Genomic DNA, 25,103 nt, shown 5'->3' on the forward strand with positions numbered 1-25,103 from the left:
CCGATCAGGCCTCGGCGGGGACGGCCGAGACGGTGCGGTCGATCGTGCACTGTCCCAGCACGCGCGTGCCGACGTAGACGACGGCCGTCTGCCCCGGCGCCACGCCGTGCAGCGGTTCGTCGGGGCGCACGACGAGCTCGCCGTCGCGCAGCACCGCCGTCGCGGGCACGGGATCGGCGTGCGCGCGCACCTGCACCTCGCACGCGAACTCCTCGTGCGGGTCCGCCGGCGCGGCCCCCGCCCACGACCAACGCGATCCCGCCAGCTCGCCGATCGCGAGCGCCTCCTTCGGGCCGACGACGACCGTGTTCGAGACGGGCCGCACCTCGAGCACGAAACGCGGCTTGCCGTCGGGCGCCGGCACGCCCAGGCGCAGGCCCTTGCGCTGGCCCACCGTGAACGCATGCGCGCCGTCGTGGCTGCCGACGACCGCCCCGCCGCGGTCGACGATCTCACCCGGCGCCGTGCCGACCTTCTCGGCCAGCCAGCCGCGCGTGTCGCCGTCCGGGATGAAGCAGATGTCGTAGCTGTCGGGCTTGGACGCCACGGCGAGGCCCCGCGCCTCGGCCTCGGCCCGCACCAGTGTCTTCGACGGCGTCTCGCCCAGCGGGAACAGACAGTGCGCGAGCTGCTCGGCCGTGAGCACCCCCAGCACGTACGACTGGTCCTTCGCCTCCTCGCTGGAGCGGTGCAGCTCGAGCCCGCCCTCCCCCTCGCGAAGGATCGCATAGTGGCCGGTGCACACGGCGTCGAACCCGAGTTCGAGGGCGCGCTCCAGCAGCGCCGCGAACTTGATCCGCTCGTTGCACCGCATGCACGGGTTCGGGGTGCGCCCGGCGCGGTACTCGCTGACGAAGTCCTCGATGACGTCGTCGCGGAAGCGCTCGGAGAAGTCCCAGACGTAGAACGGGATGCCCAGGCGATCGGCGACGCGCCGGGCGTCCATGGCGTCCTCGATCGTGCAGCAGCCGCGGCTGCCGGTGCGCAGCGTGCCGCCCGCGCGCGAGAGCGCGAGGTGCACGCCGACCACCTCGTGGCCGGCCTCGACGGCGCGCGCGGCGGCGACGGCGGAGTCCACCCCGCCGCTCATGGCCGCCAGCACGCGCATGCATCCAGCCTACGCGCGCCGACTGGGCGGCGGCCCCGTCGGCGACCCGCCCCGAGCAGCGAGCGGGCGTCAGCGCACGAGGCGGCGGTACGCGCGCGGCAGGGCGTGCAGGAGGGCGTCGAGGTCGGCGGCGGTCGTCGTGCGGCCGAGCGTGATGCGCAGCACCTGGCGGGCCTCGGCCTCCGAGCGCCCCATCGCGAGCACGACGTGCGACGGCTCGGCCACGCCCGCCTGGCAGGCCGATCCGGTCGACACGGCGATGCCCTCCTGATCGAGCAGGAACAGCAGCGACTCCCCCGCCGCGCCCGGCAGCAGCAGCTGGATCGTGCCCGGCAGCCGGTCCACGGGGTCGCCCAGCAGCTCGGCCTCCGGCAGCGCCTCGCGCAGCCGGGCGAGGAACCCGTCGCGGAGCGCCGCGAGCCGCGCGGCCTCGGCCTCGCGCTCGGCCGCGGCCAGCTCCGCGGCGGTGGCCAGGGCCGTCGCGCCCGCGACGTCCTGCGTGCCGGCGCGCAGGCCGCGCTGCTGGCCGCCGCCGTGCAGCATCGGTTCGAGCGCCACCGTGCGCGACACGACGAGCGCGCCGGTGCCCACCGGCGCGCCGAGCTTGTGCCCCGACACACTGAGCGCCACGAGGCCCGCGCCCGCCGGCCCGTCCCCGCGCCAGCCCGCGAACGACACCGGCACGCGCCCGAACGCCGAGACCGCGTCGATGTGCAGCGGCACGCCCGCGGCGGCTGCCGCCGCGGCGATCCCGCGCGCGTCGTTGATCGTGCCCGACTCGTTGCCCGCCGCGATCGCCGTCGCCAGCGCGACGCGCCCGGAGCCCACCGCCGCCGCGAAGGAGGCCACCGGCACGCGCCCCACGGCGTCGAGCGCGACGGGCACGACCCGCGCGCCCTCGTGGGACGCCAGCCAGCCCGTGGTGTCGAGCACGGCGTGGTGCTCGCCGTCGGGCAGGACGATCCCGTCGGCGTCCGCGGCGCGGCGGCGCCACAGCCCCTGCAGTGCCAGCCCGACGGACTCCGTGCCGCCCGAGGTGAAGACGACCTCGATCGGCTCGGCCCCGAGCACGCCCGCGAGCCGCTCGCGCGCGTCCTCCAGCAGCCGGCGCGCGTCCTGCCCCGCGCCGTGGATGGACGAGGCGTTGCCGATCGTCTCGTGCGCGGCCAGCCACGCGTCGCGCACCTCGGGCCGCAGCGGCGTCGTAGCCGCGTGGTCGAGGTAGACCCTCATCCGCTCAGAACAGCAGGCTCGTGAGGCGCCCGCGGGCCCGCACGACGCGCGGGTCGGTCGTGCCCACCACGCCGAACAGCTCGACGAGGCGCTCCTGCACGGGCTTGCGCTGATCGGAGGGCAGCGCGGCGAAGAGGTCGAGCAGCCGCTCGAACGCGTCGTCGACGTGGCCTCCGGCGAGATCCAGATCGGCCACGGCCAGCTGCGCGTCGACGTCGTGCGGACCGTCGGCCGCGGCGGCGCGCACGGCCGCCGGATCCAGGTCCTGCACGCGCGCGAGCAGCCGCACCTGGCCGAGGCCCGCCTGCGCGTCCTCGTCGCGCGGGTTCTGCTTCAGCGCCTCCTCGTACGCCGCGATCGCCCGCGGGAAATCGCCCGCCTCGATCGCCGCGTACGCCTCGGCGTGCAGCGGCGGAAGCTCCGGCTCCTGCGGCGGCGCCTGGTCATCCGACGCCTCGCCGTCCGCCACGGGCACCGTGCCGGTCACGCCGTTCTGCGCCGCCAGCTGCAGCAGCTGCGCGAACACCTGGCGCACCTGCTCCTCCGGCACCGCCCCGGTGAACAGGGGCACCGGCTGGCCGGCGACGAGCGCCACGACCAGCGGGATCGACTGCGCGCGGAAGGCCTGCATCAGCTGAGGGTTGGCATCGACGTCGACCTTGGCCAGCACGAGCCGGCCGGCCAGCTCCCTGACGACCTTCTCGAGCACGGGGCTGAGCTGCTTGCACGGCCCGCACCACTCGGCCCACAGGTCCACGACGACGGGAACGGTGCGCGAGAGCTCGAGCGCCTCGCCGAACGTCGCGTCCGTGACGTCGAAGACGAGACGCGTGGCGCCGGCCGCGCCGTCTCCGGCCGGCGATGCCGCTGCCGACGATGCGCCCTCGGGCGGTCCGCCTGAGGGCCTGTTGCGCAGCGCGGACAGATCGACGGCGCCGCGCAGCGCGGCGTGGGGTGCGTAGTCGCTCATCGGCTCTCCTCGGGATGGATCATCGGGTGGCTCATTCGACGGTGCCCGCCGTCACGCTGGATGCCCAGCCGAGCAGGCGGATCTTCTCGTCGGTGCCCTGCGCCGGCACGTAGAAGAACAGCGGGCTGCTGTCGGTGCGCTCGAAGCTGCCCGCGGTCTCCGTCTCACCCGTGAGCGCCTCCAGCGCGGGGTCGCCGTGGCGCACGACACCGAGCTCGTCGGTCGCCGTGACGCGCTCGGTGCGGTTCACGGCGACGGCGACGATCGCGCCGTTGTGCACCGTGGCCAGCGACACGGGCGGGGTGTCGGCCGCCGACTGGCCGAAGGAGATCTCGCCGGCGACGTCGGCCTGGTTGAACTCGGCGGCCGTCGCCTCGCGGACTCGGGCGACCTCGGGCCGGAACGTGTCGCCCTCCTCGGCGAAGAGCTCGGCGAACTCGCTGTTCTCGCCGTTGCCGATCACGTCGGCGTAGGCCGCCGCGACGTCCTCGGGTGCGATCGTGAGGAACGACGAGGTCGGCGGCACGAGGGCCGCGCCCTGGTAGGACGGCGCGAGGCTCGGGATCTCCGCGTTCGGCTCGAGGCTCGCGATGTACGATGCGCGGTAGTGCGACCACGGGTCCTGCTGGGTCATCGTGAGGATCGTGGGCGCGATCGACGGATCCTCGGCGTCCGACACGACGACCAGGGCGGTGCGCGGCCATTCGTCGAACGCCTGCGGCAGCAGGATCTGGATCGGCGACGCGGGGATCGCGGGCAGCGTGGCGTAGTCGCCGAACTGCGCGCGGATCTCGTAGTTCACGCGGCGCATCGTCAGCGCCATGCCCTCGAGGCGCTGCTCCGCCACGGCGACGTCGGCGGCCTCGTCCGCCGCGGCCACGGTCGCGGACATGTCCGCGAGGATCCGCGCGGCCTGCGCATCGGTGAGCGCGGGCGCCTGCTGGTTCTCCGGCGCCACGACCGTCGGCGTCGGCGTCGGCGTCGGAGCGGGCAGCGCGTCCGGCGTGCAGCCGGCCATGAGCGCGAGCGCGAGTCCCGTCGCGGGCACGGCGATGAGGCCGCGGCCCTTGCGTCCCCGCGAGCGGCGGGTGGGCGTCGCGGTGATGACGCCCTTCTCGTCGCCGCCCTCGATCCGGTCGGTGGAGAGGTCGATGGGCTCGGTCTTCGGCACCGGCAGCCCCTTGCGGCGCGGACCCCGCGAGCGACGGGAGTGCAGGATGCCCGAGACGTAGAGGAACAGGCCGAGCAGCAGCAGGGCGCCGCCGCCGGCGATCAGCCAGGGCGCGGCGGGCGTGCTGTTGTCGATCGGCCACGTGACCGAGATGTCGGCGGGCGCGGGCCCGGCGCCGTCGGATGCGACCAGCACGCTCATCTCGCCGCCCTCGGGGAAGGCGAAGCTTTGCTCGAGGGAACCCGTGCCCGCGAACTCCTCGAACCACAGGTCCGAGCCGGCCGGGTCGCGGGGCTCCGGCTCCTCGCCGTCCTCCGGCTCGATCGACGGCTCGACGGTGTCGACCGCGACGACGCCCGCCGCCTGGTCCCCCTCGGCGACCGACACGTGCGCGTACGTCTGGTCGGCCAGCCACGCCCGCATGTCGTGCTCGCGGCCGTACGCGGAGAAGACCTCGCCGTCGCCCGCGATGTCGAGCACGCCGGCCCTGCCCTCGAGCGACTCGGGCAGCGCCGTGAACACGTCGTCGTCGATGAGCACGTAGCGCGCCTCGTCGTCGATCTCGATCGCGACCGACCGCTCGGACGGCCCGAGCCAGACGGTGCGCTGGGCGATGCCCGCGCCGATCAGCCCCGCGGCGAGCACGAACGACACCACAGCCCAGACGAAACGCACGGCACCACTCCCTCGGCGATCCGCCCGACCGGCCCTCCGGCTGTGCCGTCGGACCGCGGATCGCACAGAACTCGACGTCCCAGACTAGCGAACGCGCCGCTGGGTGTCCCCAGGGAGCGCTCCCGGGCGGTCCTGCCGGGCCGCCGGCCCGCCGCGCCCTATCCTGTGACGAAGGCACCCACAAAGGAGACACATGAAGATCCACAACCCGTTCCGCGTGGCCCTCGTGGCCACCCTCGGGGTGGGGCTGGGCGTCCTGCTGATCCAGAGCGTCCAGTCGCTGTCGACGATCCTGCTCTACGTCGGGACGGCGCTGTTCATCTCCCTTGGCCTCGATCCCCTGGTGTCGTGGCTGGAGCGGCGCCGGCTGCCGCGCTGGGCCGCGGTGCTGATCACGCTCATCCTCGTGCTGGGGCTGTTCGCGGGCATCGTGTGGATCATCCTGCCGACGCTCATCCAGCAGATCTCGCAGCTCGTGACGCAGATCACCCGGCTGGTGAACCGGGGCACGTGGCAGACCGACATCCGCGCGTCGCTCGACCAGATGTTCCCGGGCCTGGCGATCGACGACATCTTCGCGAACATCAACCAGTGGCTGCTCGACAACATCACGACCATCAGCGAGGGCGTCCTCGGGGCCACTGTGGGCGTGGTGAGCGGGCTCTTCGGCGCGTTCATCGTCATCATCCTGACGATCTACCTCACCGCCTCGACGCCCTCGCTCAAGAGCGCCGTCTACCAGCTCGTCCCCGCCTCGAAGCGGGAGTCGTTCATCGTCCTCGCCGACCAGATCACCGACTCCGTCGGCTACTACGTCATGGGCCAGGTGACGCTGGGCATCATCAACGGCGTGCTGAGCGCGATCTTCCTGTCGATCATCGACGCGCCGTTCCCCGCCGTGCTCGCCGTCGTCGCGTTCCTCGGCTCGCTGATCCCGCTCGTCGGCACCATCTCGGCCTCGACGATCATCGTGCTGACGTGCCTCGTCCCGGGGCTGGGATCGCCCACCACGGCGCTGATCGCCGCCATCTACTACCTCATCTACATGCAGATCGAGGCGTACGTCGTCTCGCCGCGCGTCATGAGCCGGGCCGTGTCGGTGCCCGGCGGCGTGGTCGTCGTCGCGGCCCTCGCCGGCGGCGCGCTGCTGGGCCTGCTCGGCGCGCTCATCGCGATCCCCGTGGCGGCGAGTGTGCTGATCATCTACCGCCAGGTCGTCATCCCGCGCATGAACGAGCGCTGACGCCTCGCCTCAGTCGGTGGGCCAGGTGGTCGGCAGCGGCAGCGCGCCCGGGTTCACGACGTTCACGATCTCGGTGAGCACGCGGTAGGTCTGCTTCTCGCCCACCCACAGGTGCTTGCCGTCCTCCACGTCGATGAGCCGGATGCCCGGCGCCACGGCGAAGCGCCGCGCGGCCTCCGCGGGCCGCAGGAAGTCGTCGTGCTCGGGGATGAGCGCCACGATCGGGCGCGGATCGCCGTTCCACGCGCGCAGGTCGTCGTCCGTCGCGCGGTGCAGCGGCGGCGAGAGCAGCACCATGCCGCGGATGTCGTGCTCCCTGCCGTACTTCAGCGCGAGCTCGGTGCCGAACGACCACCCGACGATCCACGGATCGGGCAGGCCGCGCTCCGCGACCAGCGCCATCGCCGCGGCGACGTCGAGGCGCTCGTCGACGCCCTCGGCGAAGGCCCCCTCGCTCGTGCCACGCGGCGAGGTCGTGCCGCGCGTGTTGAAGCGGAGCACCGCGAGATCGGCGAGGGCGGGCAGCCGCGCCGCCGCCTTGCGGATGATGTGCGAGTCCATGAAGCCGCCCGCGGTGGGCAGCGGGTGCAGCGTCACGAGCGTGGCGACGGGCTCGCGCTCGGCCGGCAGCGACAGCTCGCCGACGAGGGTCAGCCCGTCCGCGGTGCGCAGCTCGACGTCCTCGCGCCGCGCGGGCAGCAGCGTGGCCCCGCGGATCTCGGTGGGCTCGGCCCCGGTGCTCGCGTCGGTCATCCGTTGATCCTCCAGCAGTGGTTGTGCCAGTGCCGCCGCGCGGCGAGGTCGGCCTGGGGGCCGAGGATCCCGTCCTCGCGCCACACGACCACGTGGGGCGTGCCCACCTCGATCGTCTGGGCGCACCCGGGGCACGTGTACGTCTTCTCGGTGCGCGCGCCCGTGACCGGCTGAACCGTGTAGTCCCGGCCGCGTCGCGTCTCGGTGCGCTTCCAACCGGCGAGCAGGCGCTCGAACGAGGCGTCGCCCGACTCGTCACCGCCGCCGGGTCGACGCCCTCGCGGGCGATTCGACCGCGGCACGGCTCAATACCAGCCGACCGACTGCGAGTGGCCCCAGGCTCCGCACGGGGTGCCGTAGCGGCCCGCGATGTAGTCGAGGCCCCAGGCGATCTGCGTGGCGGGGTTGGTCTGCCAGTCGGCGCCGTGGCTGGCCATCTTGCTGCCGGGCAGCGACTGCGGGATGCCGTAGGCGCCGCTCGAGGCGTTGTACGCGTTCACGCGCCAGCCGGACTCCTTGTTCCACAGGGCGACGAGGCACGAGAACTGGTCGTCGCCCCAGCCGCGCGCCGCGACCATGCCGTACGCGACCGCCTGGGCGCTGCCGGGATCCGGCGCGGCGAAGGCGGGGATGACCGGGGCGGACGACGACGCGGGCTCCGCCGCGACCTCCGCCGGCTCGGGCGTGGGCGTCGGAGTGGGAGTCGGCGTGACGTAGATCTCGTACGCCGTGCTCGTGAGCGACGTCGCGACGGACAGATCGGCCGGCGCCGTGTAGATCTGGGCGTCGGCCACCGTCTCGGCGTAGGCCGAGGTGACGTCCTCCTGCCCCGGCTCCGCCATGGCGGCCACGGTGGGCGCGAGGTACGAGGCGAGGAATCCGACGGCGGCGGCTCCCGCGATCACGCTCGCGACGGCGCGCTTCGCCGACCAGGCCGTGGCGGGGCGCGACGGTCCGACGCCCGCGCGCGCGACGAGGGCTCGCGTCTCGCGCCGCGACAGCGTCTTTCGGGTGGGAGGTTCGGGTGTGGAAGTCACAGTGGGGCCTACTGTACCAGGGTCGTTACGGTTCCGTGATCTGATCCGCGTATCAGCGCACGGCGAGGATGACGTCGACCACGGCATCGAGCAGGGCGTCGACCTGCTCCTCGCGGTAGCCGCCGCGCGACATGCGGAAGGCTGCCGAGCGCACCTGCTCCGCCGTGAGAGGGTCGCCGTCCTGCAGGAACGCGCTGATCCGGTCGGCGACGATGTCGACCTCCTTGGGCGCGTAGCCGAACGAGAGCGGGCCGACGCGATCGAAGCGGCGGCCGGCGGGTCGGGCCAGCCGCTCGAGGATCACCTGCGCCTCGGCACGCGCGCGCTCGACCCAGGCCTCGGGTCCCTCCGCCGCGATCGCCGCCTGTCGCTCGCGTGCCGCGAACGCGTCCTCGATCCGCCCCAGCGCCGCATCGACCGCGGCGATCTGGTAGCCGCCGCGCACGAGCGGGAAGCCCGCCTGACGCACGGCGCGCGCGTCGACGGTGTCGTCGCCGCGCTCGAACGCCTCGCGCGCCCGCGCCATGAACGCCTCGACGGCGTCGCGGCGGTAGCCGCGCTCGCGACCGTGCATCACGGGGAAGGGCAGGTGCTTGCCGCCCCCGGCAGAGGGCGCCGCGTCGTCCGGCTCGGTCGAGACCGGCGCGACATCCGCTCGCGCGTCCCGCGGCTCCGGCGCGGCGGCCGCGGCGGGCGCCGCGACGCGGACCGTGGGTGCCGGCGCGCCGAGCGTCTCGTCGAAGGCCTCCGGGGGTGCGGGCGCGTCCGTGTCGCGCAGGCCCGGCTCGTCACCCATCACGTGGAGCAGCGCGGTCACGCCGCCGATGACGGGCTGCGCACCCGTCGTGTCGGCCGCCTCGGTCTCGTGCGTCACATCCGCCTCCGTGTCATCCCGTCCGTCCGCCGGCCCGTCGCTCCTGCGCATGCGGACTCACATCCCGCCCAGCGGCGAGAGCAGCGCGTGCAGCGCGTACGCCGCCGCGGCCGAGAGCAGGATGCTGTCGAGCCGGTCGAGCACGCCGCCGTGGCCCGGCAGCCACGAGCTCATGTCCTTGATGCCCAGGTCGCGCTTGAGCATCGACTCGCCCAGGTCGCCCACCGTGGCCGTGCCGAGGATGACGGCGCCGAAGACGAGCCCCGTCCACCACGGCATCCCCAGCATGAACTGCGCGAGCAGCGCACCGGCGGTCAGCGCGGCGAGGGCCGCGCCGGCGAAGCCCTCCCAGGTCTTCTTGGGGCTGATGCGCGGGGCCATCGGATGGCGTCCGAACGCGAGGCCGGCCGCGTAGGCGCCCGTGTCGGCGGCGATCACCGCGATGAGGAACGCCAGCACCCACCACTCGCCGTCCGGCTGGCGCAGCAGCGCCAGCGCGAGGCTCGCGAGCAGCGACACGTACACGGGGACGAGGCCCGATGCGAGGACGTCGCCCAGGACGTCGCCGTAGGTCCGGCCATCGCGCGCCGCCATCTGGCCGAGCAGCCGCCACACGACGATGAGGAACACGGCGGCGAACAGGGCCGTCCAGTGCAGCCAGTGCTCCGACGCGTACGCGGGAAGCAGGATGAGCGGGACCGCGATCAGCTGCGGTGCGACGTCGACGCGCCGGCCGCCCGCCTGCATGGCGCGGACCAGCTCGAAGGTGCCGAAACCGGCGCCCGCGACGGCGACGAGGACGAAGGTCCACTTCACGAACAGCAGCGAGGCGAGCACGAGCGCCCCCAGCACCAGGCCCGTGAGGATCGCGAGGAGCAGATCGCGGCCCGTGCGCGCCTTGATGCGCTCGTTCGTCGCCTCGAACTGCTCGCGGGCGTGCCCCAGCTGGTCGCGCGCGTGCTCCAGGTGCGCCCGCGCGTGCTCGTGCGGATCGCGCCCCTCGACGCGTCCGGCGACGACGGTCGGCGGCACCGCGTCGTCACGGCGCGCCGCGGCCTCGCGGCGGGTGCGCGGGGTGCCGGCGGCGTCGTCGGGAGAGTCGGTCATCTGCCGGCCTCAGACCTCGAGGAGCTCGGCCTCTTTGTGCTTCAGCGCCTCGTCGACCTGGTCGACGTGGGCCTTGGTCAGCGCGTCGAGCTCCTTCTCGGCGCGGGCGATGTCGTCCTCGCCGATCTCGTCCTTCAGCGCGTCGAGGTCGTCCTTGATCTGCCGGCGGATGCCGCGGATGCGCACCTTGGCGTCCTCGGCCTTCGCCTTGACGAGCTTGACGTACTCCTTGCGGCGCTCGGCGGTCAGCTCGGGCATCGTGATGCGCACGATGTTGCCGTCGTTGGTCGGGTTCGCCCCGAGGTTCGGCATGTCGCGGATCGCGTCCTCGATCGCCTTCAGCGCCGACTTGTCGTACGGCGTGACGATGAGCGTGCGCGCCTCGGGGTTCTGCAGCGAGGCCAGCTGCTGCAGCGGCGTGAGCGTGCCGTAGTAGTCGACCATCAGCCGCTGGAACAGCTGCGGGTTGGCGCGTCCGGTGCGGACGGTGGCGAAGTCCTCCTTCGCGGCATCGACGGCGCGGTCCATGCGCTCGGTCGCCTCGGTCATGACATCCGCGATCACGGGTCACTCCATTCGTCGTGGGGAACTGGGTCGAGTCTAGTCGCGGGGCGCCCTCGCCCCCGCGAATGCGCCTTCGGCGCGGATCCGTGCGGATCAGGCGGTGACGATCGTGCCGATCTCCTCGCCGAGCAGCGCCTTGGTGACGTTGCCGGTCGGCTCCATGCCGAACACCCGCATGTCCATGCCGTTGTCCATGCACAGGCTGAACGCCGTGGAGTCGACCACCTTGAGGCCGCGCTGCAGCGCGTCGCCGTAGGTGACGCGATCCAGTCGCGTGGCGGTGGGGTCGGTGCGCGGATCGGCCGTGTAGACGCCGTCCACGCCGTTCTTGGCCACGAGCACCTCGCTCGCGCGGATCTCGAGCGCGCGCTGGGCGGCCACGGTGTCGGTGGAGAAGTACGGCAGACCGGCGCCCGCTCCGAAGATCACGACGCGGCCCTTCTCGAGGTGGCGCTCGGCGCGGCGCGGGATGTACGGCTCGGCGACCTGCGTCATCTCGATCGCCGACTGCACGCGCGTGGCGGCGCCGGCCTGCTCGAGGAAGTCCTGCAGGGCGAGCGCGTTCATGACCGTGCCGAGCATGCCCATGTAGTCGGCGCGCCCGCGGTCCATGCCGCGCTGGCTGAGCTCCGCACCGCGGAAGAAGTTGCCACCGCCGACGACGATCGCGATCTCGACCGACTCGGTGGCGGCGGCGATCTCGCGCGCGATCTGGCTGACGACGTCCGGGTTCACACCCAGCTGACCCCCGCCGAACGCCTCTCCCGACAGCTTCAGAAGGACGCGGCGGCGCCCGGTGCTCTCTCGCATGTTGTCTCTCCTGTACCGGCTGTCGCTCTGCCGTCTCTCACCGTATCGCGATGCGATCGGCTGACCCTGTGCCGAGCCCGTGAGCGGCGCCCCGGGCATGGGAAGGGGGCCCGGATCCCGCGGATCCGAGCCCCCTCGTGGTGCTTACGCGCCGACCTTGAAGCGGGCGAAGCCGGTGATCGTGATCCCGGCGTCCTTCGCGACCTGCTCGATCGACAGCTTGTTGTCCTTCGCGTACGGCTGGTCGAGCAGCACGACCTGCTTGAAGAACGCGTTCACGCGGCCCTCGACGATCTTCGGCAAGGCGGCCTCGGGCTTGCCCTCGTTGCGCGAGATCTCGGTGACGATGTCGCGCTCCTTCTCGACGACCTCGGCCGGAACCTCGTCGCGCGTCAGGTACGCCGGGTCGGCGAACGAGATGTGCTGCGCGATGCTGCGCGCCGTCTCGGCGTCGTCGCCCGAGTAGGCCACGACGACGCCGACCTGCGGCGGCAGGTCCTTGCTCGTCTTGTGCAGGTACACCTGGAACGCGTCGCCGCTGAGCGTGGCGACACGGCGCAGCTCCACCTTCTCGCCGATGATGGCGGCCTCGTCGGCGATCAGCTGGTCGACGGTCTGCTCGCCGGCCGACGCGGCCAGCGCCGCCTCGACGTTCTCGGCGGCCGCGGCGGCGACCGCGTCGGCCACCTTCTCGGCCAGCGCGATGAAGCGGTCGTTCTTCGCGACGAAGTCGGTCTCGCACGCGAGCTCGATGAGCGTCGCCTTGCCGTCCTGCTCGCGAGCGACCACGAGGCCCTCGCTGGTGGCGCGGTCGGCGCGCTTGGCGTTGCCCTTCGCACCCTTCAGGCGGAGGATCTCGATGGCCTTCTCGACGTTGCCGTCGGCCTCCTCGAGCGCCTTCTTGGTGTCGACCATGCCCGTGCCGAGCTGCTCGCGCAGGGCCTTGATGTCGGCGATGCTGAAGTTGGCCATATGTCCTGGCTCTCCTTGGTTCGTTTCGGGTGATCCGCCGGCCCCGTGCGGGACCGGCGGACCGGGAGAATTACTCGGCGGGGGCTGCCTCGGCGGGGGCGTCGGCAGGAGCCTCGGTGGCCGCGGCCGCGGGGGCCTCGGTCTCGCCCGAGAGGAGCTCCTGCTCCCACTCGGCGAGCGGCTCGGCGTCGCCCGCCTCGGGGTTGTGCTTCTGCTGCAGGCCCTCGGCCGCGGCGTCGGCGATGATGCGCGTCAGCAGCGACACCGAGCGGATCGCGTCGTCGTTGCCCGGGATCGGGAACTGCAGGTCGTCGGGGTCGACGTTCGTGTCGAGGATGCCGATCACCGGGATGCCCAGCTTCTTGGCCTCGTCGATCGCGAGGTGCTCGCGCTTGGCGTCGACGACCCACAGGGCCGACGGCGTCTTGGTGAGGTTGCGGATGCCGCCCAGCGACTTGTGCAGCTTGTCGAGCTCGCGCTTCTTGAGAAGGAGCTCCTTCTTCGTGAAGCCCGACTCGGCGGGGTTGTCGTAGTCGAGCTCCTCGAGCTCCTTCATGCGGGCGAGGCGCTTCGAGACGGTCTGGAAGTTGGTCAGCAGACCACCGAGCCAGCGCTCGTTGACGTAGGGCTGGCCGACGCGGGTGGCCTGCTCGGCGAGCACCTCCTGCGCCTGCTTCTTCGTGCCGACGAAGAGCACGGTGCCGCCGCGGGCGACCGTCTCCTTGACGAAGTCGTACGCCTTGTCGATGTAGGCGAGCGACTGCTGCAGGTCGATGATGTGGATGCCCGAGCGCTCCGTGAGGATGAAGCGCTTGACCTTCGGGTTCCACCGGCGGGTCTGGTGTCCGAAGTGGACGCCGCTGTCGAGCAGCTGGCGAATGGTGACGACGGCCATGGCCGTTCTCCTTCTGTTGCGGTTGTTCTGCCGGACCGGTCGGCCGGCGAGCCTGGTGCCCGACGCGCTCCCGCCCTCTTCCGAGGGACCGTGGGGAGCGATGCGCCGCGATCGAGATCGCTGTGGACACGCGAAGTCACCCCGACTCAGCGAGGTGCCCTGCCAGCATACCAGCAGCGGGGCCGGCGCCGCGCCGCGTTCCGCCCCGTCCACAGGCGGCGAAACCGCGCGATTCGTCCACAATCCGGGCTCCCGCGCCCCGCGCCTCCCCGTCCCCGCGGATCGTGGGATCCATGTCCCGAATCGCCGCCGCACTCGTCCTCTCCGCCCTCATCGTGCTCGTCTCGGCGACCCCCGCCGGGGCGATGCCGCCGGCCGCCCTCGACCGGGCCTCCACGGTCGCCGCGGCGCGCGGTCCGGAGCCGAGCACACCGGCCCGCATCGTCGTGTCCGCCGAGACGGGCGCCTCCGAGATCCCCACGCGCGAGCGCTGGGAGTGGCCCGTCGCCCCCGTGCGCATCGTCGCACCCTATGTCGCGCCCCCGCACGCCTACGGCCCCGGCCACCGCGGCATCGACCTCGCCGCCGGCGGAGAGGTGAGATCGCCCGCGTCGGGCACCGTCGCCTTCGTGGGCGTCGTGGTCGACCGGCCGGTGATCACGATCGACCACGGCGACGGGCTCGTCACCACGTTCGAGCCGGTCGTCACCGACCTCTCCGCCGGCGACGCCGTCGCCCGCGGCGATGTGGTCGGCACCGTCGCGACCGGCGGGCACGCTCCGGCGGGGTCGGTGCACTTCGGGGTGCGGCTGCAGGGGGCGTACGTCAATCCGCTGCTGCTGCTGGGCGGCGTGCCCCGGGCGGTGCTGCTGCCCTGCTGCTGAGGCGACCGCTCGGGCCCGGCCCCTCGCGGCGTCTCAGGCCCGCGGATGGGCGAGCGCGTAGGCGGCACGCAGCCGCTCGGACGAGACGTGCGTATAGATCTGCGTCGTGCCGAGGCTCGCGTGACCGAGGATCTCCTGCACCGCCCGCAGGTCGGCGCCCCCGTCGAGCAGGTGCGTGGCCGCGGAGTGCCGCAGGGCGTGCGGCCCGACGGCCGAGGAGCCGACGGCCGGCCCGACGTGGCGGGTCACGACGTCGTAGACCGCGCGGGGGCCCACGCGGCGGCCGCGCGCCCCGAGGAACAGGGCGGGCGTCGCATCGTCCGCCCGTGCCGCGAGCACGGGTCGCCCGCGCGTGAGGTAGGCGGACAGGGCGCGGCCCGCCGGCGCACCGAACGGGACGACGCGTTCCTTGGCCCCCTTGCCCAGCACGCGCACGGTCGCGCGTTCGCCGTCGAGATCGTCGACATCGAGGCCGCACAGCTCCGACACGCGGATGCCCGCCCCGTACAGCAGCTCGAGAGCCGCGTGATCGCGCAGGGCCAGGGGGTCGCCGTCGGCGGCGGCCGCGGCCGCGCGCTCGAGCACCTCACCGAGCGCGTCGGCCGCCGCGACCTGGGGCAGCGTGCGGCCGCGCTTGGGCGAGACGAGGCGCAGGCTGGGATCGACCTCCACGAGCCCCTCCTCGCGCGCCCACCCGAAGAACGCGCGCGCCGACGACGTGCGCCGCGCGAGCGTCGAGCGTGCGTCGCCGCGCCGGGTGGCAGCCCACTGCCACTCGCGCAGGTGCTCGAGGTCGATCTCACCGATCTCGAGGTCGCCGAGCGTGGCGCGCAGGTCGCGCAGGTCGTTCCGGTACGCGCGCACGGTCGCGGGCGACAGGCGTCGCACCCGCTCGAGGTGCGCCGCGAACACCTCGACGGCCCGCTCCAGCTGCATGCCTCCAGCATGCCGCGCCCGTCCGACGTGCGCGGCGCGACCCGCGGCTCAGCCGCGCGAGCCGATCCGCTACTGGGGCGGGCCGAGCTCCTCGACGGCGTCGTCCGCGCGGTCGTCGGGCGCCAGCGGGTCCTCGTCGTCGGCTGCCGACTCGAGCGACGATTCGACCGCGTCCGGACGATCCGGCACGTCGCTCACGTCCGCGCCTCCGGACTCCGGCGCCGGGAAGCCGCCGGGGTCGGCCACCCCCTGCTCCGTCGCGATCCGGTTGTACTCCGCGGCGTCGCGCAGCGCCGCCTCGTCGGTCGTGGCCTCGCCGTCGCGCTCCTCGGGCAGGGGCTCGCCCACGGTGTCGTCGGTCACAGCTGGCCCTCCTCCTCGTCCAGGGCTTCGGCGCCCAGACCGTCGTCGTACAGACCGTCGTCGCCGTACACGTCGCTCGGACTGTCGGCCCCTCCGGGCATCGCGCCCTCGCCCACCTCATGGGCACCGGCAAGTCCCGCGTCGCCGCTCGGCGCGTCGGCGCCGAGCTGCCCGTCGCTGCCCGTCGGCCCTTCCGCGCCGCCCCGTGCCTCCTCGGGCCCCGGCGCACCCCGCGGGTCCAGAGACCGAGGTTCGAGGGTCTGTGGGTCGAAGGTCTGGCCGTCGTCGCTCATGCGCGTTCCTCCCCGTATCGGTCCGCGGGCGCGGACCGCGCCCCGCGTCCCCACTTCACGACGCGGACCCCCGATCGGCAACGGGGTTGCACCGGGCGCGCGACCCGCGTAGAAGGACGCGCGCCGATCCGGCCGACCCCACGCGCACCCGGACCTCACCGCGCCGCCAAACGCCAGGCCGAGCCGTCGCGCTCGGCGCGACCCTCCAGCGCGAGCACGCCCAGCGCCGCCTCCACCTCGGCGACCGCGACGCCGCTGCCGAGCGCGACCTCGTCGGCCGTGCGCCAGGAGCGTGTGCCGAGGGCGTCGGCGACGCGCGTGACGGTCGGGTCCTCGCGCGCGCCGCCGGCGCCCCCTTCCGCCGCCGGGCCGACGCCCAGCAGCTCCTTGACGTCGGCCGCACCGGTGATGCAGACGGCGTCGAACTCCCGCAGCAGGCGATGGCACCCCGCCGAGGTCGCCGACACGATCGACCCCGGCACGGCTCCCAGCGGGCGGCCCAGGCTCGCGGCGTGCGACGCCGTGTTGAGCGATCCGCTGAACCAGCCGGCCTCGACCACGACGGTCGCCCCCGTCAGGCACGCGATGAGCCGGTTCCGCATGAGGAAGCGGAACTTCGTGGGCGGCGTGCCGGGCGCCACCTCGCTCACGACCGCGCCCGACTCGGCGATGCTGCCGAGCAGATGCGCGTGGCCCGCGGGGTACACGCGGTCCACGCCGCCCGCGAGCACCGCCACGGTGGCGCCCCGCTCGCGGAGGGCGGCACGGTGCGCGGCCCCGTCGATGCCGTACGCGGCACCCGAGACGACGGGGATGCCGTCGAGGGCGAGGTCGCCGGCGAGCTCCGTCGCGACGTGCTCGCCGTACCCGCTCGCGGCGCGGGCGCCCACGATCGCCGCGGCGCGCTCGAGGCTCCTGAGCACCCCGGGATCGCCGCGCACCCACAGCGCCGCGGGCGCGTGGTCGCCGAGATCCGCCAGCTGCGTCGGCCACGCGTCGGAGTCCTCGGGGGTGAGCAGCGTGAGGCCGCGCTGCGCGGCCGTGCCGAGCGCCGCCGCGACGAGCCGCGCGCCCTCGGCCAGCCGCGGCCGCCAGCGCATCACCGCCGCGCGCCAGGCCTCGCTGTCGAAGCCGGAGGGCGGCCCCTCGGATCGGCCGATCGCGCACAGGGCGCGCACCGGCCCCAGGGCGGCGACGAGCCGACCGGCCGGTCCGTCGCCGGGCTCGGCGAGGACGGACCACGCCGCGCGCGCGATGCGCGTCCGGCGCGCGTCGTCGCCTGCGTGCGGCCACATCCGCTCGGCCGCCTCGCGCACGGAGCGCTCCTGCAGGATGCCGCTCATGACTCTCCCCCTCGTTTCAGGTACAGCGCGCGCCCCACGTCGGCCGCCGTGGGCACCTCCCGCTCGGCGAGATCGGCGATCGTCCACGCGACGCGCAGGATCCGGTCGTAGGCGCGCAGGGTGATGGCGCCGCGGCGCAGCGCGGCATCGAGCGATCCCCGCGCCGACGGCGGGATCGGCGGGCCGTCGCCGCGCAGCCACGCGCCCGGCACGTCGGCGTTGACGCGCCACGGCGTGCCGCGCAGCCGCTGCGCGGCGCGCTCGCGGGCCGCCACGACCCGCTCCCGCGCGGCGGCCGACGACACGTCTCCGCGCCCCGATGCGGCGGTGACCCGCGTGAGGTGCAGCTCGATGTCGATGCGGTCCAGCAGCGGTCCCGACAGCTTGCGCTGATAGGTGCGCACCACGCTCGGCGCGCACACGCACGTGCCGCCGCGCACCCCGAACTCGCCGCACGGGCAGGGGTTCGTCGCGAGCACCAGCTGGAAGCGGGCGGGATAGCTGGCCGTGAACCCCGCGCGGTGGATGTCGATCCGTCCGCGCTCCAGCGGCTGACGCAGCGCGTCGAGCAGCCCCGCGCGCGACTCGTTCGCCTCGTCGATGAACAGCACGCCCCGGCTCGCGCGCGAGATCGCCCCCGGTCGCGCCGTGCGCGATCCCCCGCCGACGAGTGCCGCGGGCGTGGCGCTGTGATGCGGAGCCTCGAACGGAGGCCGCCGGGACAGACCCTCGACCTCCTCCCCCGCCAGCGAGCGCAGCGCCGCCATCTCGAGGGCCGCCTCGTCGTCGAGCGGCGGCAGGATGCCGGGCAGGCGGCTGGCGAGCATCGTCTTGCCGGCGCCCGGCGGGCCGGTCATCAGCAGGTGATGGCCCCCGGCCGCCGCGACGATGAGCGACTCGACGGCCTCCCGCTGCCCCACCACCTCGCTGAGGTCCCCCGTCTCGTCGCGGCCCGCCGGCCGGCGGTCGGGGCGCACGGGCACGACGTCGGGCACCTCGATCTCGGCGCCGTGCCGGGCGGCCACTTCGGCGAGCGAGGCGGCGGCCACCACCTCGACGCCCGGCACCAGCTCCGCCTCGGCGCGGTTGGCGTGCGGCACGACCACGCGCTCGAAGCCGCGCGAGGCGGCCGCGCGGACGGCCGGCAGCACGCCGGGCACCGGGCGCAGCCGCCCGTCGAGCCCGAGCTCGCCCAGGTGCACCGTGCGGGCGATCGACGCCGCCTCCACGACGCCCTCGATCGCGAGCGCGGCGACCGCGACGCCCAGGTCGAAGGCCGAGCCGTGCTTCGGCAGCGCCGCCGGCGACAGGTTCACCGTGATGCGCTGGCGCGGCAGCGGCAGGGCGCTGTTCTCGCACGCGCTCACCACCCGACGCGCCGCCTCGCCGAGCGTCTTGTCCGGCAGGCCGATGATCCGGAACTCCGGCGTGTGCGAGGTGACGTCGGCCTCGACCTCCACCAGCGCGCCGCGCAGGCCGTTCAGCGCCACGGCCCACGTGCGTGCGACGCTCACCACAGCCCCTCGGCGTGCTCGATCCGCGCCGCCGCGGGGTCGGGCCCGATCAGCGCGATGACGTCCACCCGCAGGCGGCGCCCCCGCGCGAGCGCCGGGTGCGCGCGGCGCCACGCGTAGGCGAGGCGCCACAGCCGCTGCAGCTTGCGCTCGTCCACGGCCTCGAAGGGGTGCCCGAACCGGGTGCCGGTGCGCGTCTTCACCTCCACCGCGACGACTCCGTCGTCGTGCAGCGCGACGATGTCGAGCTCGCCCTGGTCGCAGCGCCAGTTGCGGTCGAGGATCTCGTAGCCGCGCGCCCTCAGGTGCGCCGCCGCGCGCTCCTCACCCGCCCGTCCCAGTTCGTCCTTGCGTGCCATGCGCCCAGCGTCGTGGAACGCAGGGGCCCGCCGGGGCGGAACGACGCAGGATGTGGATGGATCGGGCCGGTGCGGCCGGATCCGTCAGCTGTGAGCGAGGCGAGCGCGCCGGAGCGGCAGGCTCACTTGCCGTCGAGCGAGAGGTCCTCCGGCAGCTGGAAGTCGCGCCGGGTCAGCTCCTCGATGTTGACGTCCTTGAACGTCAGCACGCGCACCGACTTCACGAAGCGGTCGGCGCGGTAGATGTCCCACACCCACACGTCGCTCATCGTGAGCTCGAAGTAGAAGTCGTTCTCGGTGTCGTGGCGGACGACGGAGACCTCGTTGGCGAGGTAGAAGCGGCGCTCGGTCTCGATCACGTACTGGAACTGACCGACGACGTCGCGATACTCGCGGTACAGCGCCAGCTCGAGTTCGCGGTCATAGTCCTCGAAGACATCGTCATCCATGGTGCGTCCATCCTATGTGCCGGAGGAGTCGGCGGATCCACGCGGCCGCGCGCCGCCGACGGCACCGGGCGCCGCCGATCGGGCGCGTCAGAACAGCGTCGGGGCGTCGGCGATCGCCCACGAGCGGCGGTGGTGCGGGCTGAGGCCGTGCTCTCGGATCGCGTCGCGGTGCACGGCGCTCGCGTACCCCTTGTTGCGCCCCCACTCGTACGGCGGATGATCGTCGTGCAGCAGCGTCATGTGCGCATCCCGCGCGACCTTCGCGATCACCGACGCGGCCGAGATCGACGCGCAGTCGCGGTCGCCCTTCACGACGGGGCGCACGTCGAGCCCCCGGCCGCCGGCCGGAGTGATGTAGTCGTGGTTGCCGTCCAGCAGCACCACGCCCGCGGCGGCGGCGAAGCCCTGCTCCTCGACGGCGGCGAGGGCGCGCAGCGCCGCCAGCCCGAGCGCCCGGATGATCCCGATCTCGTCGATCTCGGCGGCCGACGCCCAGCCCACGGCGCTCGCGCGCACCCACGAGGCGGCGCGTGCGGCCACCTCGGGGCGGCGCGGCTCCGAGACGAGCTTGGAGTCGCGCAGTCCCTCCGGCACGCGCCGGCGCGCGTCGGCGGCGTCGATCACCGAGGCCCCCACCGCGACGGGCCCCGCCAGCGCGCCGCGGCCGACCTCGTCGCACGCGAACACGAGCGGGGTCTCGCGCAGCAGCCGCCGCTCGAGCGTCAGGCGCGGCGCGACGACGGTCACTGCGCGCTCTCCGGATCCGGCACGCTCTGGAACGCCTTCGTCCCCTCGATCGGCCCGAAGCGATCCAGCGGCCACGTGCGCAGGAACACCCGCCCCACGACGTTGTCGATCGGCACGAAGCCGTCGCCCGGCTGTTCCCTGTTGTAGCGGGAATCCTTCGAGCGGTCGCGGTTGTCGCCCATGACCCACAGCGAGCCCTCGGGCACCACGACGTCGAACGGATCGTTCGAGGCCCGCGTGTCGCCGGCGGGCAGTTTGAGGTAGCCCAGCTCGTCGACGGCCTGACCGTTCACGGTGATCTGCCCGAGACCGTTGCAGCACACCACGTGATCGCCGGGAAGCCCCACGACGCGCTTGACGAGGTGATCCTCGGAGTCCGAGGCGGAGATGCCGATGAGCGTGAGGAACCAGTCGATGCCCTCCTCGATGGGCGTGCGCTCCGCCGGGGGAGGCGTGTCGAGCCATCCGCCCGGATCCGCGAACACGACGATCTCGCCGCGCTCGTACTCGTTCCAGTGGGGCGTCAGCTCGTCCACGAGGATCCGGTCGTCGATGAGAAGCGTGTCCTCCATCGACGGGGATGGGATGTAGAACGAGCGGACGACGAACGTCTTCACGAGGAACGACACCACGACGGCGATCACGACGATCACGAGGATGTCCCGCGCGAAGAGGGCGATCCCGCGGCGGCGGGTACGGGGCGCGGCGTCGGCGGTGTCTGAACTGCTCATGTGATCCTTCGTCAGGCCCCGGAGCGGGCGCTGCTTCAAGCGTCGCACATCCCGCCGTGCACTCCCCTCGGCGAAACAGCATTTGCGCGCCGAGACAGCGGCGCGTGCACACTGTCTCGGCGCACAGTTGCTGTCTCGCTGAGGCCGGGAACGCGAAAGCGCCCCGGTCCGACAGACCGGGGCGCTTCGGAAGGGGTCACGCGTTGGTGCGCTTCTCCTTGATCTTCGCCTTCTTGCCGCGCAGCTCGCGCAGGTAGTACAGCTTCGCGCGACGCACGTCACCGCGGGTGACGACCTCGATCTTGTCGATGACCGGCGAGTGCACCGGGAACGTGCGCTCCACGCCCACCTGGAAGCTGATCTTGCGGACCGTGAAGGTCTCGCGCACGCCGCCGCCCTGGCGGGCGATCACGACGCCCTGGAAGACCTGGACACGCGAGCGCGAGCCCTCGACGATGTTCACGTGCACCTTGACGGTGTCGCCGGGGCCGAACGCGGGGATGTCGGTACGCAGCGATGCCGCGTCGACGGCGTCAATGAGGTTCATGGCGCAATCTTTCTGCGGCCGCCACAGGTCGACCGCCATCGAAGGAAGTAGATTCTCGTGCGGTGAGGCCGGATCCCGGCCCTCGGCTCCCCTGAGGCAGAACCGAAGCGGCGGCGCGCAACGGCGCACCGTGCCACGGCACAGCTGTCCATTCTGCCACGGATCGGCGAGCGGCCCAAATGGGAGCGCACGGCGTCCGCTCCCGGATCATCCGGGAGAATGGATCGCATGATCGAACTGCGCACGCCCGCCGAGATCGAGCAGATGCGGCCCGCCGGCCGCTTCGTCGCCGAGACGCTCGCCACCCTGAAGGACGAGACGAAGGTCGGCACCAACCTGCTCGACATCGATCGGCGCGCGCACGACATGATCCGCGCCGCCGGCGCCGAGTCCTGCTACATCGACTACCACCCGTCGTTCGGCGCCATGCCCTTCGGCAAGGTCATCTGCACGTCGATCAACGACGCCGTGCTGCACGGGCTGCCGTTCGACTACAACCTGCGCGACGGCGATCTCGTCACCCTCGACTTCGCCGTCTCCGTCGACGGCTGGGTGGCGGACTCCGCCGTGTCGTTCATCGTCGGCGCGCCGCGCGACGAGGACCTGCGCCTCATCGAGACCACCGAGCGCGCGCTCGACGCCGCCATCGCCGCCGCCGTCGTCGGCAACCGGATCGGCGACATCTCGGCGGCCATCGCGGCGGTCGCGCACGGCGACGGCTACTCCATCAACACCGACTTCGGCGGCCACGGCGTGGGCCGGACGATGCACGGCGACCCGCACGTGCCGAACGACGGGCGCGCGGGCCGCGGCTACCCGCTCAAGCCCGGCCTCGTCCTCGCCCTCGAGCCCTGGCTGCTGCAGACCACCGACGAGCTGTTCACCGACCCGGACGGCTGGACGCTGCGCGCCGTGGACGGATCGCGCGGGGCGCACTCCGAGCACACCGTCGCGATCACCGAGGACGGCCCGATCATCCTCACCGACCGCTCGCACCTCTGATCGGGCGCGGCTCACGCCGCCGCACGGCGGGATGTGAGGGTTTCGTTCGCGCGAGGTAATTCCCGGGCGCGGGGCCGGAAACACGCGGTTCCTAGCCTGGCCGCATGAGCGCTCCCTCCCCCGCAGTCCCGCAGCAGGTCGTCGTGGTCGGCGCCGGCATGGTCGCGCATCGCCTCGTCGAGAGCCTGCTGGCCCGCGACGACGCTCCGCGGCGGATCACGGTGATCGGCGACGAGGGCTGGCTCCCCTATGACCGCGTCGGCCTCACGGCGTACTTCGAGGGCCGCGCCCCCGACGATCTCACGCTCGAGCGCGCGCCCCTCGACGACGAGCGCGTGTGCTTCGTGCCGCGTGACCGCGATCGATCGGGCGCGGCGCACCGTGCGCACCGCGTCGCGGGCCGAGCACCCCTACGACGCCCTCGTGCTGGCGACGGGCTTTCGCACCGCGCCCCGCCGTGGACGGCGCGGACCTGCCCGGCTGCTTCGTGTACCGCACGCTCGACGATCTGCGCGCGCTGGAGTCCTTCGTGCGCCGCCGCGCCGCCGAGCTCGGCCGCCCGCTCGTGGGCCGCGTCGTGGGCGGCGGGCTGCTGGGGCTCGAGGCGGCCGGTGCGCTGCAGGGGCTCGGCGTCGCGGCCACGGTGCTCCAGTCGGGCACGCACCTGATGTCGGCGCAGCTGGACCGGCCGGCCGGCGAGGTGCTCGGCCGCCTCATCGAGCGGCGGGGGATCGGCGTGCGCACCGGCGCGCGGACGACCCGGCTGGATCCGGATCGCACGGGCCAGGTGGCCGGGCTCGAGCTGCAGGACGGCAGCTACGACGCCGCGGACGTCGTCGTGTTCACCGTCGGCGTGCGGGCGAACGACGCCGTCGCGCGCGAGGCCGAGCTGCCGTGCGCCCCGTACGGCGGGGTCGTCATCGACGACGCGTGCCGCACCGCCGACCCCGCCGTCTACGCGATCGGCGAGGTGGCGAGCTACGACGGCCGCTGCGTCGGCCTCGTCGCGCCCGGCTACGCCATGGCCGAGGTCGTGGCCGATCGGCTCGCGGGCGGCGACGCGCGCTTCCCCGGCTACGACGAGTCCACCAAGCTCAAGCTCTCGGGCGTCGACGTGGCCAGCTTCGGCGACGCGACGGCGGCCGCACCGGGCGCGCTCGACGTCGTCTACACCGATCCGGTCGCCGGCATCTACAAGAAGCTCGTGCTGTCCGATGACGCCCAGACGCTGCTGGGCGGCATCCTCGTGGGCGACGCGTCGGCCTACGGGTCGCTCCGCCCGCTCGTCGGCCGCCCGCTCGGGGCCGATCCGGCGGCCTACCTGCTGCCGTCGGACGGCGTCGAGGCGCCCTCGGCGGAGCTGCCGGACGACGCCGTCGTGTGCTCGTGCTCGGGCGTGACCGCCGGGCGCATCCGCGGCGCCGTGCACGACGACGGCTGCGCCGACGCCGCGGCGGTGAAGGCGTGCACCAAGGCCGGCGCGACGTGCGGATCGTGCGTCGTCGCCGTGAAGAAGATCGTCGGCACCGAGCTGGCGGCGCTCGGGCAGACCGTGAGCAGCGCGATGTGCGAGCACTTCGACCTCTCGCGCCGGCAGCTCTTCGACGCGATCCTCGTGTCGGAGCTGACGACCTTCAGCGCGATCATCGCCCGCTTCGGCCGCGGGCGCGGCTGCGATGTGTGCAAGCCCGCAATCGCGAGCATCCTCGCCGGCCTCGTGGGCCGGCACGTTCTCGACGGCGAGAACGCCGCGCTGCAGGACACGAACGATCACGTGATGGCCAACATGCAGCGCGACGGCTCGTACTCGGTCGTGCCGCGCATGCCGGGCGGCGAGGTCACGCCCGAGGGGCTCATCGCGGTCGGGCAGGTGGCGAAGGACTTCGGCCTGTACACGAAGATCACCGGCGGGCAGCGGATCGACATGTTCGGCGCGCGGCTCGAGCAGCTGCCGCTCATCTGGCAGCGCCTCGTCGACGCGGGCTTCGAGTCGGGCCACGCGTACGGCAAGTCGCTGCGCACGGTGAAGTCGTGCGTGGGGTCGACCTGGTGCCGCTACGGCGTGCTCGACGCCGTCGGCATGGCCGTGCGCCTCGAGCTGCGCTATCGGGGCCTGCGCGCCCCGCACAAGCTCAAGCTGGGCGTCTCCGGCTGCGCCAGGGAGTGCGCCGAGGCGCGGGGCAAGGACGTCGGCGTCATCGCGACCGAGAAGGGCTGGAACATGTACGTGGGCGGCAACGGCGGCTTCACGCCGCGGCACGCCCAGCTGCTCGCCGAGGGCCTGAGCGACGCCGAGCTGATCACCGCCATCGACCGGTTCTTCCTCTACTACATCCGCACTGCCGACCGGCTGCAGCGCACGGCCCCGTGGGTCGCGGAGCTCGAGGGCGGCATCGACGAGCTGCGGCGGGTGATCTTCGAGGATTCCCTCGGCATCTGCGCCGACCTCGATGCGGCCATGGCCAGGCACGTCGCCGGCTACGAGGACGAGTGCGTCGACACGGTGATGGCGAATGCGGCAGC

The 25,103-nt window shown here is 73.5% G+C and carries 25 protein-coding genes and 2 pseudogenes; 4 read left to right on the top strand and 23 right to left on the bottom strand.

Features of this window, described 5'->3' with window-relative positions; genetic code table 11:
• Positions 1-4: 4 nt before the first annotated feature.
• From mnmA to ACODR5_RS01290, 4 genes are all read right to left on the bottom strand, one after another.
• The gene (gene mnmA / locus ACODR5_RS01275; RefSeq protein ID WP_488982476.1) at positions 5-1,108 is read right to left on the bottom strand and encodes a tRNA 2-thiouridine(34) synthase MnmA; all 1,104 of its coding nucleotides are present in this window, start codon (positions 1,106-1,108) and stop codon (positions 5-7) included.
• A gap of 69 nt (positions 1,109-1,177) precedes the next feature.
• Complete coding sequence (locus ACODR5_RS01280; RefSeq protein ID WP_488982477.1) at positions 1,178-2,341, bottom strand: cysteine desulfurase family protein; 1,164 nt, start codon at positions 2,339-2,341, stop codon at positions 1,178-1,180.
• A 4-nt stretch (positions 2,342-2,345) separates the two neighbouring features.
• On the bottom strand, positions 2,346-3,311 hold the full coding sequence (locus tag ACODR5_RS01285; protein WP_488982478.1) for a tetratricopeptide repeat protein: 966 nt from the start codon (positions 3,309-3,311) through the stop codon (positions 2,346-2,348).
• Between the two features lie 31 nt (positions 3,312-3,342).
• Positions 3,343-5,157: a DUF8094 domain-containing protein gene (locus tag ACODR5_RS01290; protein WP_488982479.1), complete on the bottom strand. Its 1,815-nt coding sequence runs from the start codon at positions 5,155-5,157 to the stop codon at positions 3,343-3,345.
• 193 nt (positions 5,158-5,350) lie between these two features.
• On the opposite strand from ACODR5_RS01290, the gene ACODR5_RS01295 reads away from it, so the two are divergent.
• Complete coding sequence (locus ACODR5_RS01295; RefSeq protein WP_449853260.1) at positions 5,351-6,400, top strand: AI-2E family transporter; 1,050 nt, start codon at positions 5,351-5,353, stop codon at positions 6,398-6,400.
• A 9-nt stretch (positions 6,401-6,409) separates the two neighbouring features.
• Here ACODR5_RS01295 and ACODR5_RS01300 read toward each other — a convergent pair whose 3' ends face one another.
• The 9 genes and pseudogenes from ACODR5_RS01300 to rpsB form a co-directional block, all read right to left on the bottom strand.
• Positions 6,410-7,153 carry an alpha/beta hydrolase gene (locus ACODR5_RS01300; protein ID WP_488982480.1) on the bottom strand — a complete coding sequence of 248 codons (744 nt, stop codon included), beginning with the start codon at positions 7,151-7,153 and terminating at the stop codon, positions 6,410-6,412.
• The gene (locus tag ACODR5_RS01305; RefSeq protein WP_449853262.1) at positions 7,150-7,455 is read right to left on the bottom strand and encodes a hypothetical protein; all 306 of its coding nucleotides are present in this window, start codon (positions 7,453-7,455) and stop codon (positions 7,150-7,152) included. Before ACODR5_RS01305 ends, ACODR5_RS01300 begins: the two co-directional genes overlap by 4 nt.
• Positions 7,456-7,458: 3 nt before the next feature.
• A pseudogene (locus tag ACODR5_RS01310) lies at positions 7,459-7,824 on the bottom strand (aggregation-promoting factor C-terminal-like domain-containing protein); the annotation flags it as partial.
• Positions 7,825-8,242: 418 nt separating this feature from the next.
• A complete protein-coding gene (locus tag ACODR5_RS01315; protein WP_449853263.1) occupies positions 8,243-9,064 on the bottom strand; it encodes a DivIVA domain-containing protein in 822 nt (273 codons plus the stop codon).
• 57 nt (positions 9,065-9,121) lie between these two features.
• Positions 9,122-10,171 carry a phosphatidate cytidylyltransferase gene (locus tag ACODR5_RS01320; protein ID WP_488982481.1) on the bottom strand — a complete coding sequence of 350 codons (1,050 nt, stop codon included), beginning with the start codon at positions 10,169-10,171 and terminating at the stop codon, positions 9,122-9,124.
• Positions 10,172-10,180: 9 nt separating this feature from the next.
• Positions 10,181-10,735: a ribosome recycling factor gene (frr, locus tag ACODR5_RS01325; RefSeq protein WP_488982482.1), complete on the bottom strand. Its 555-nt coding sequence runs from the start codon at positions 10,733-10,735 to the stop codon at positions 10,181-10,183.
• Between the two features lie 93 nt (positions 10,736-10,828).
• A complete protein-coding gene (gene pyrH / locus ACODR5_RS01330; protein WP_460815350.1) occupies positions 10,829-11,545 on the bottom strand; it encodes a UMP kinase in 717 nt (238 codons plus the stop codon).
• A 144-nt stretch (positions 11,546-11,689) separates the two neighbouring features.
• The gene (tsf, locus tag ACODR5_RS01335; RefSeq protein ID WP_460815348.1) at positions 11,690-12,517 is read right to left on the bottom strand and encodes a translation elongation factor Ts; all 828 of its coding nucleotides are present in this window, start codon (positions 12,515-12,517) and stop codon (positions 11,690-11,692) included.
• A 70-nt stretch (positions 12,518-12,587) separates the two neighbouring features.
• Positions 12,588-13,412, bottom strand: a complete 825-nt coding sequence (gene rpsB, locus ACODR5_RS01340; RefSeq protein ID WP_488982483.1) for a 30S ribosomal protein S2 — start codon at positions 13,410-13,412, stop codon at positions 12,588-12,590.
• 293 nt (positions 13,413-13,705) lie between these two features.
• Here rpsB and ACODR5_RS01345 point away from each other — a divergent pair, with 293 nt between their 5' ends.
• Positions 13,706-14,296, top strand: a complete 591-nt coding sequence (locus ACODR5_RS01345) for a murein hydrolase activator EnvC family protein (protein WP_488982484.1) — start codon at positions 13,706-13,708, stop codon at positions 14,294-14,296.
• Positions 14,297-14,329: 33 nt separating this feature from the next.
• Here ACODR5_RS01345 and ACODR5_RS01350 read toward each other — a convergent pair whose 3' ends face one another.
• The 10 genes from ACODR5_RS01350 to rplS all read right to left on the bottom strand — a co-directional run bounded on the left by ACODR5_RS01350 (position 14,330) and on the right by rplS (position 21,578).
• Entirely contained in the window at positions 14,330-15,232 is a 903-nt protein-coding gene (locus ACODR5_RS01350) for a tyrosine recombinase XerC (protein WP_488982485.1), read from the bottom strand.
• Between the two features lie 69 nt (positions 15,233-15,301).
• Complete coding sequence (locus ACODR5_RS01355; protein WP_488982486.1) at positions 15,302-15,595, bottom strand: hypothetical protein; 294 nt, start codon at positions 15,593-15,595, stop codon at positions 15,302-15,304.
• On the bottom strand, positions 15,592-15,888 hold the full coding sequence (locus tag ACODR5_RS01360; protein ID WP_488982487.1) for a hypothetical protein: 297 nt from the start codon (positions 15,886-15,888) through the stop codon (positions 15,592-15,594). Before ACODR5_RS01360 ends, ACODR5_RS01355 begins: the two co-directional genes overlap by 4 nt.
• Positions 15,889-16,043: 155 nt before the next feature.
• Entirely contained in the window at positions 16,044-17,231 is a 1,188-nt protein-coding gene (gene dprA, locus ACODR5_RS01365) for a DNA-processing protein DprA (protein ID WP_488982488.1), read from the bottom strand.
• Positions 17,228-18,745: a YifB family Mg chelatase-like AAA ATPase gene (locus tag ACODR5_RS01370; protein ID WP_488982489.1), complete on the bottom strand. Its 1,518-nt coding sequence runs from the start codon at positions 18,743-18,745 to the stop codon at positions 17,228-17,230. Before ACODR5_RS01370 ends, dprA begins: the two co-directional genes overlap by 4 nt.
• Complete coding sequence (locus tag ACODR5_RS01375; RefSeq protein WP_449853275.1) at positions 18,742-19,104, bottom strand: YraN family protein; 363 nt, start codon at positions 19,102-19,104, stop codon at positions 18,742-18,744. The genes ACODR5_RS01370 and ACODR5_RS01375 overlap by 4 nt, the downstream gene beginning before the upstream one ends.
• A 122-nt stretch (positions 19,105-19,226) precedes the next feature.
• A complete protein-coding gene (locus tag ACODR5_RS01380; RefSeq protein WP_449853276.1) occupies positions 19,227-19,553 on the bottom strand; it encodes a DUF2469 domain-containing protein in 327 nt (108 codons plus the stop codon).
• A gap of 87 nt (positions 19,554-19,640) precedes the next feature.
• Complete coding sequence (gene rnhB / locus ACODR5_RS01385; RefSeq protein WP_449853277.1) at positions 19,641-20,300, bottom strand: ribonuclease HII; 660 nt, start codon at positions 20,298-20,300, stop codon at positions 19,641-19,643.
• A complete protein-coding gene (gene lepB / locus ACODR5_RS01390) occupies positions 20,297-21,031 on the bottom strand; it encodes a signal peptidase I (protein ID WP_449853278.1) in 735 nt (244 codons plus the stop codon). Before lepB ends, rnhB begins: the two co-directional genes overlap by 4 nt.
• A 196-nt stretch (positions 21,032-21,227) precedes the next feature.
• Positions 21,228-21,578 carry a 50S ribosomal protein L19 gene (rplS, locus tag ACODR5_RS01395; RefSeq protein WP_449853279.1) on the bottom strand — a complete coding sequence of 117 codons (351 nt, stop codon included), beginning with the start codon at positions 21,576-21,578 and terminating at the stop codon, positions 21,228-21,230.
• Positions 21,579-21,806: 228 nt separating this feature from the next.
• On the opposite strand from rplS, the gene map reads away from it, so the two are divergent.
• Together map and nirB are read left to right on the top strand one after the other, a co-directional pair.
• A complete protein-coding gene (map, locus tag ACODR5_RS01400; RefSeq protein ID WP_460815334.1) occupies positions 21,807-22,580 on the top strand; it encodes a type I methionyl aminopeptidase in 774 nt (257 codons plus the stop codon).
• A gap of 104 nt (positions 22,581-22,684) precedes the next feature.
• Positions 22,685-25,086: pseudogene (gene nirB / locus ACODR5_RS01405) on the top strand (nitrite reductase large subunit NirB); the annotation flags it as partial.
• Positions 25,087-25,103 lie beyond the last annotated feature (17 nt).

Source organism: Microbacterium sp. FG3, assembly GCF_057809335.1.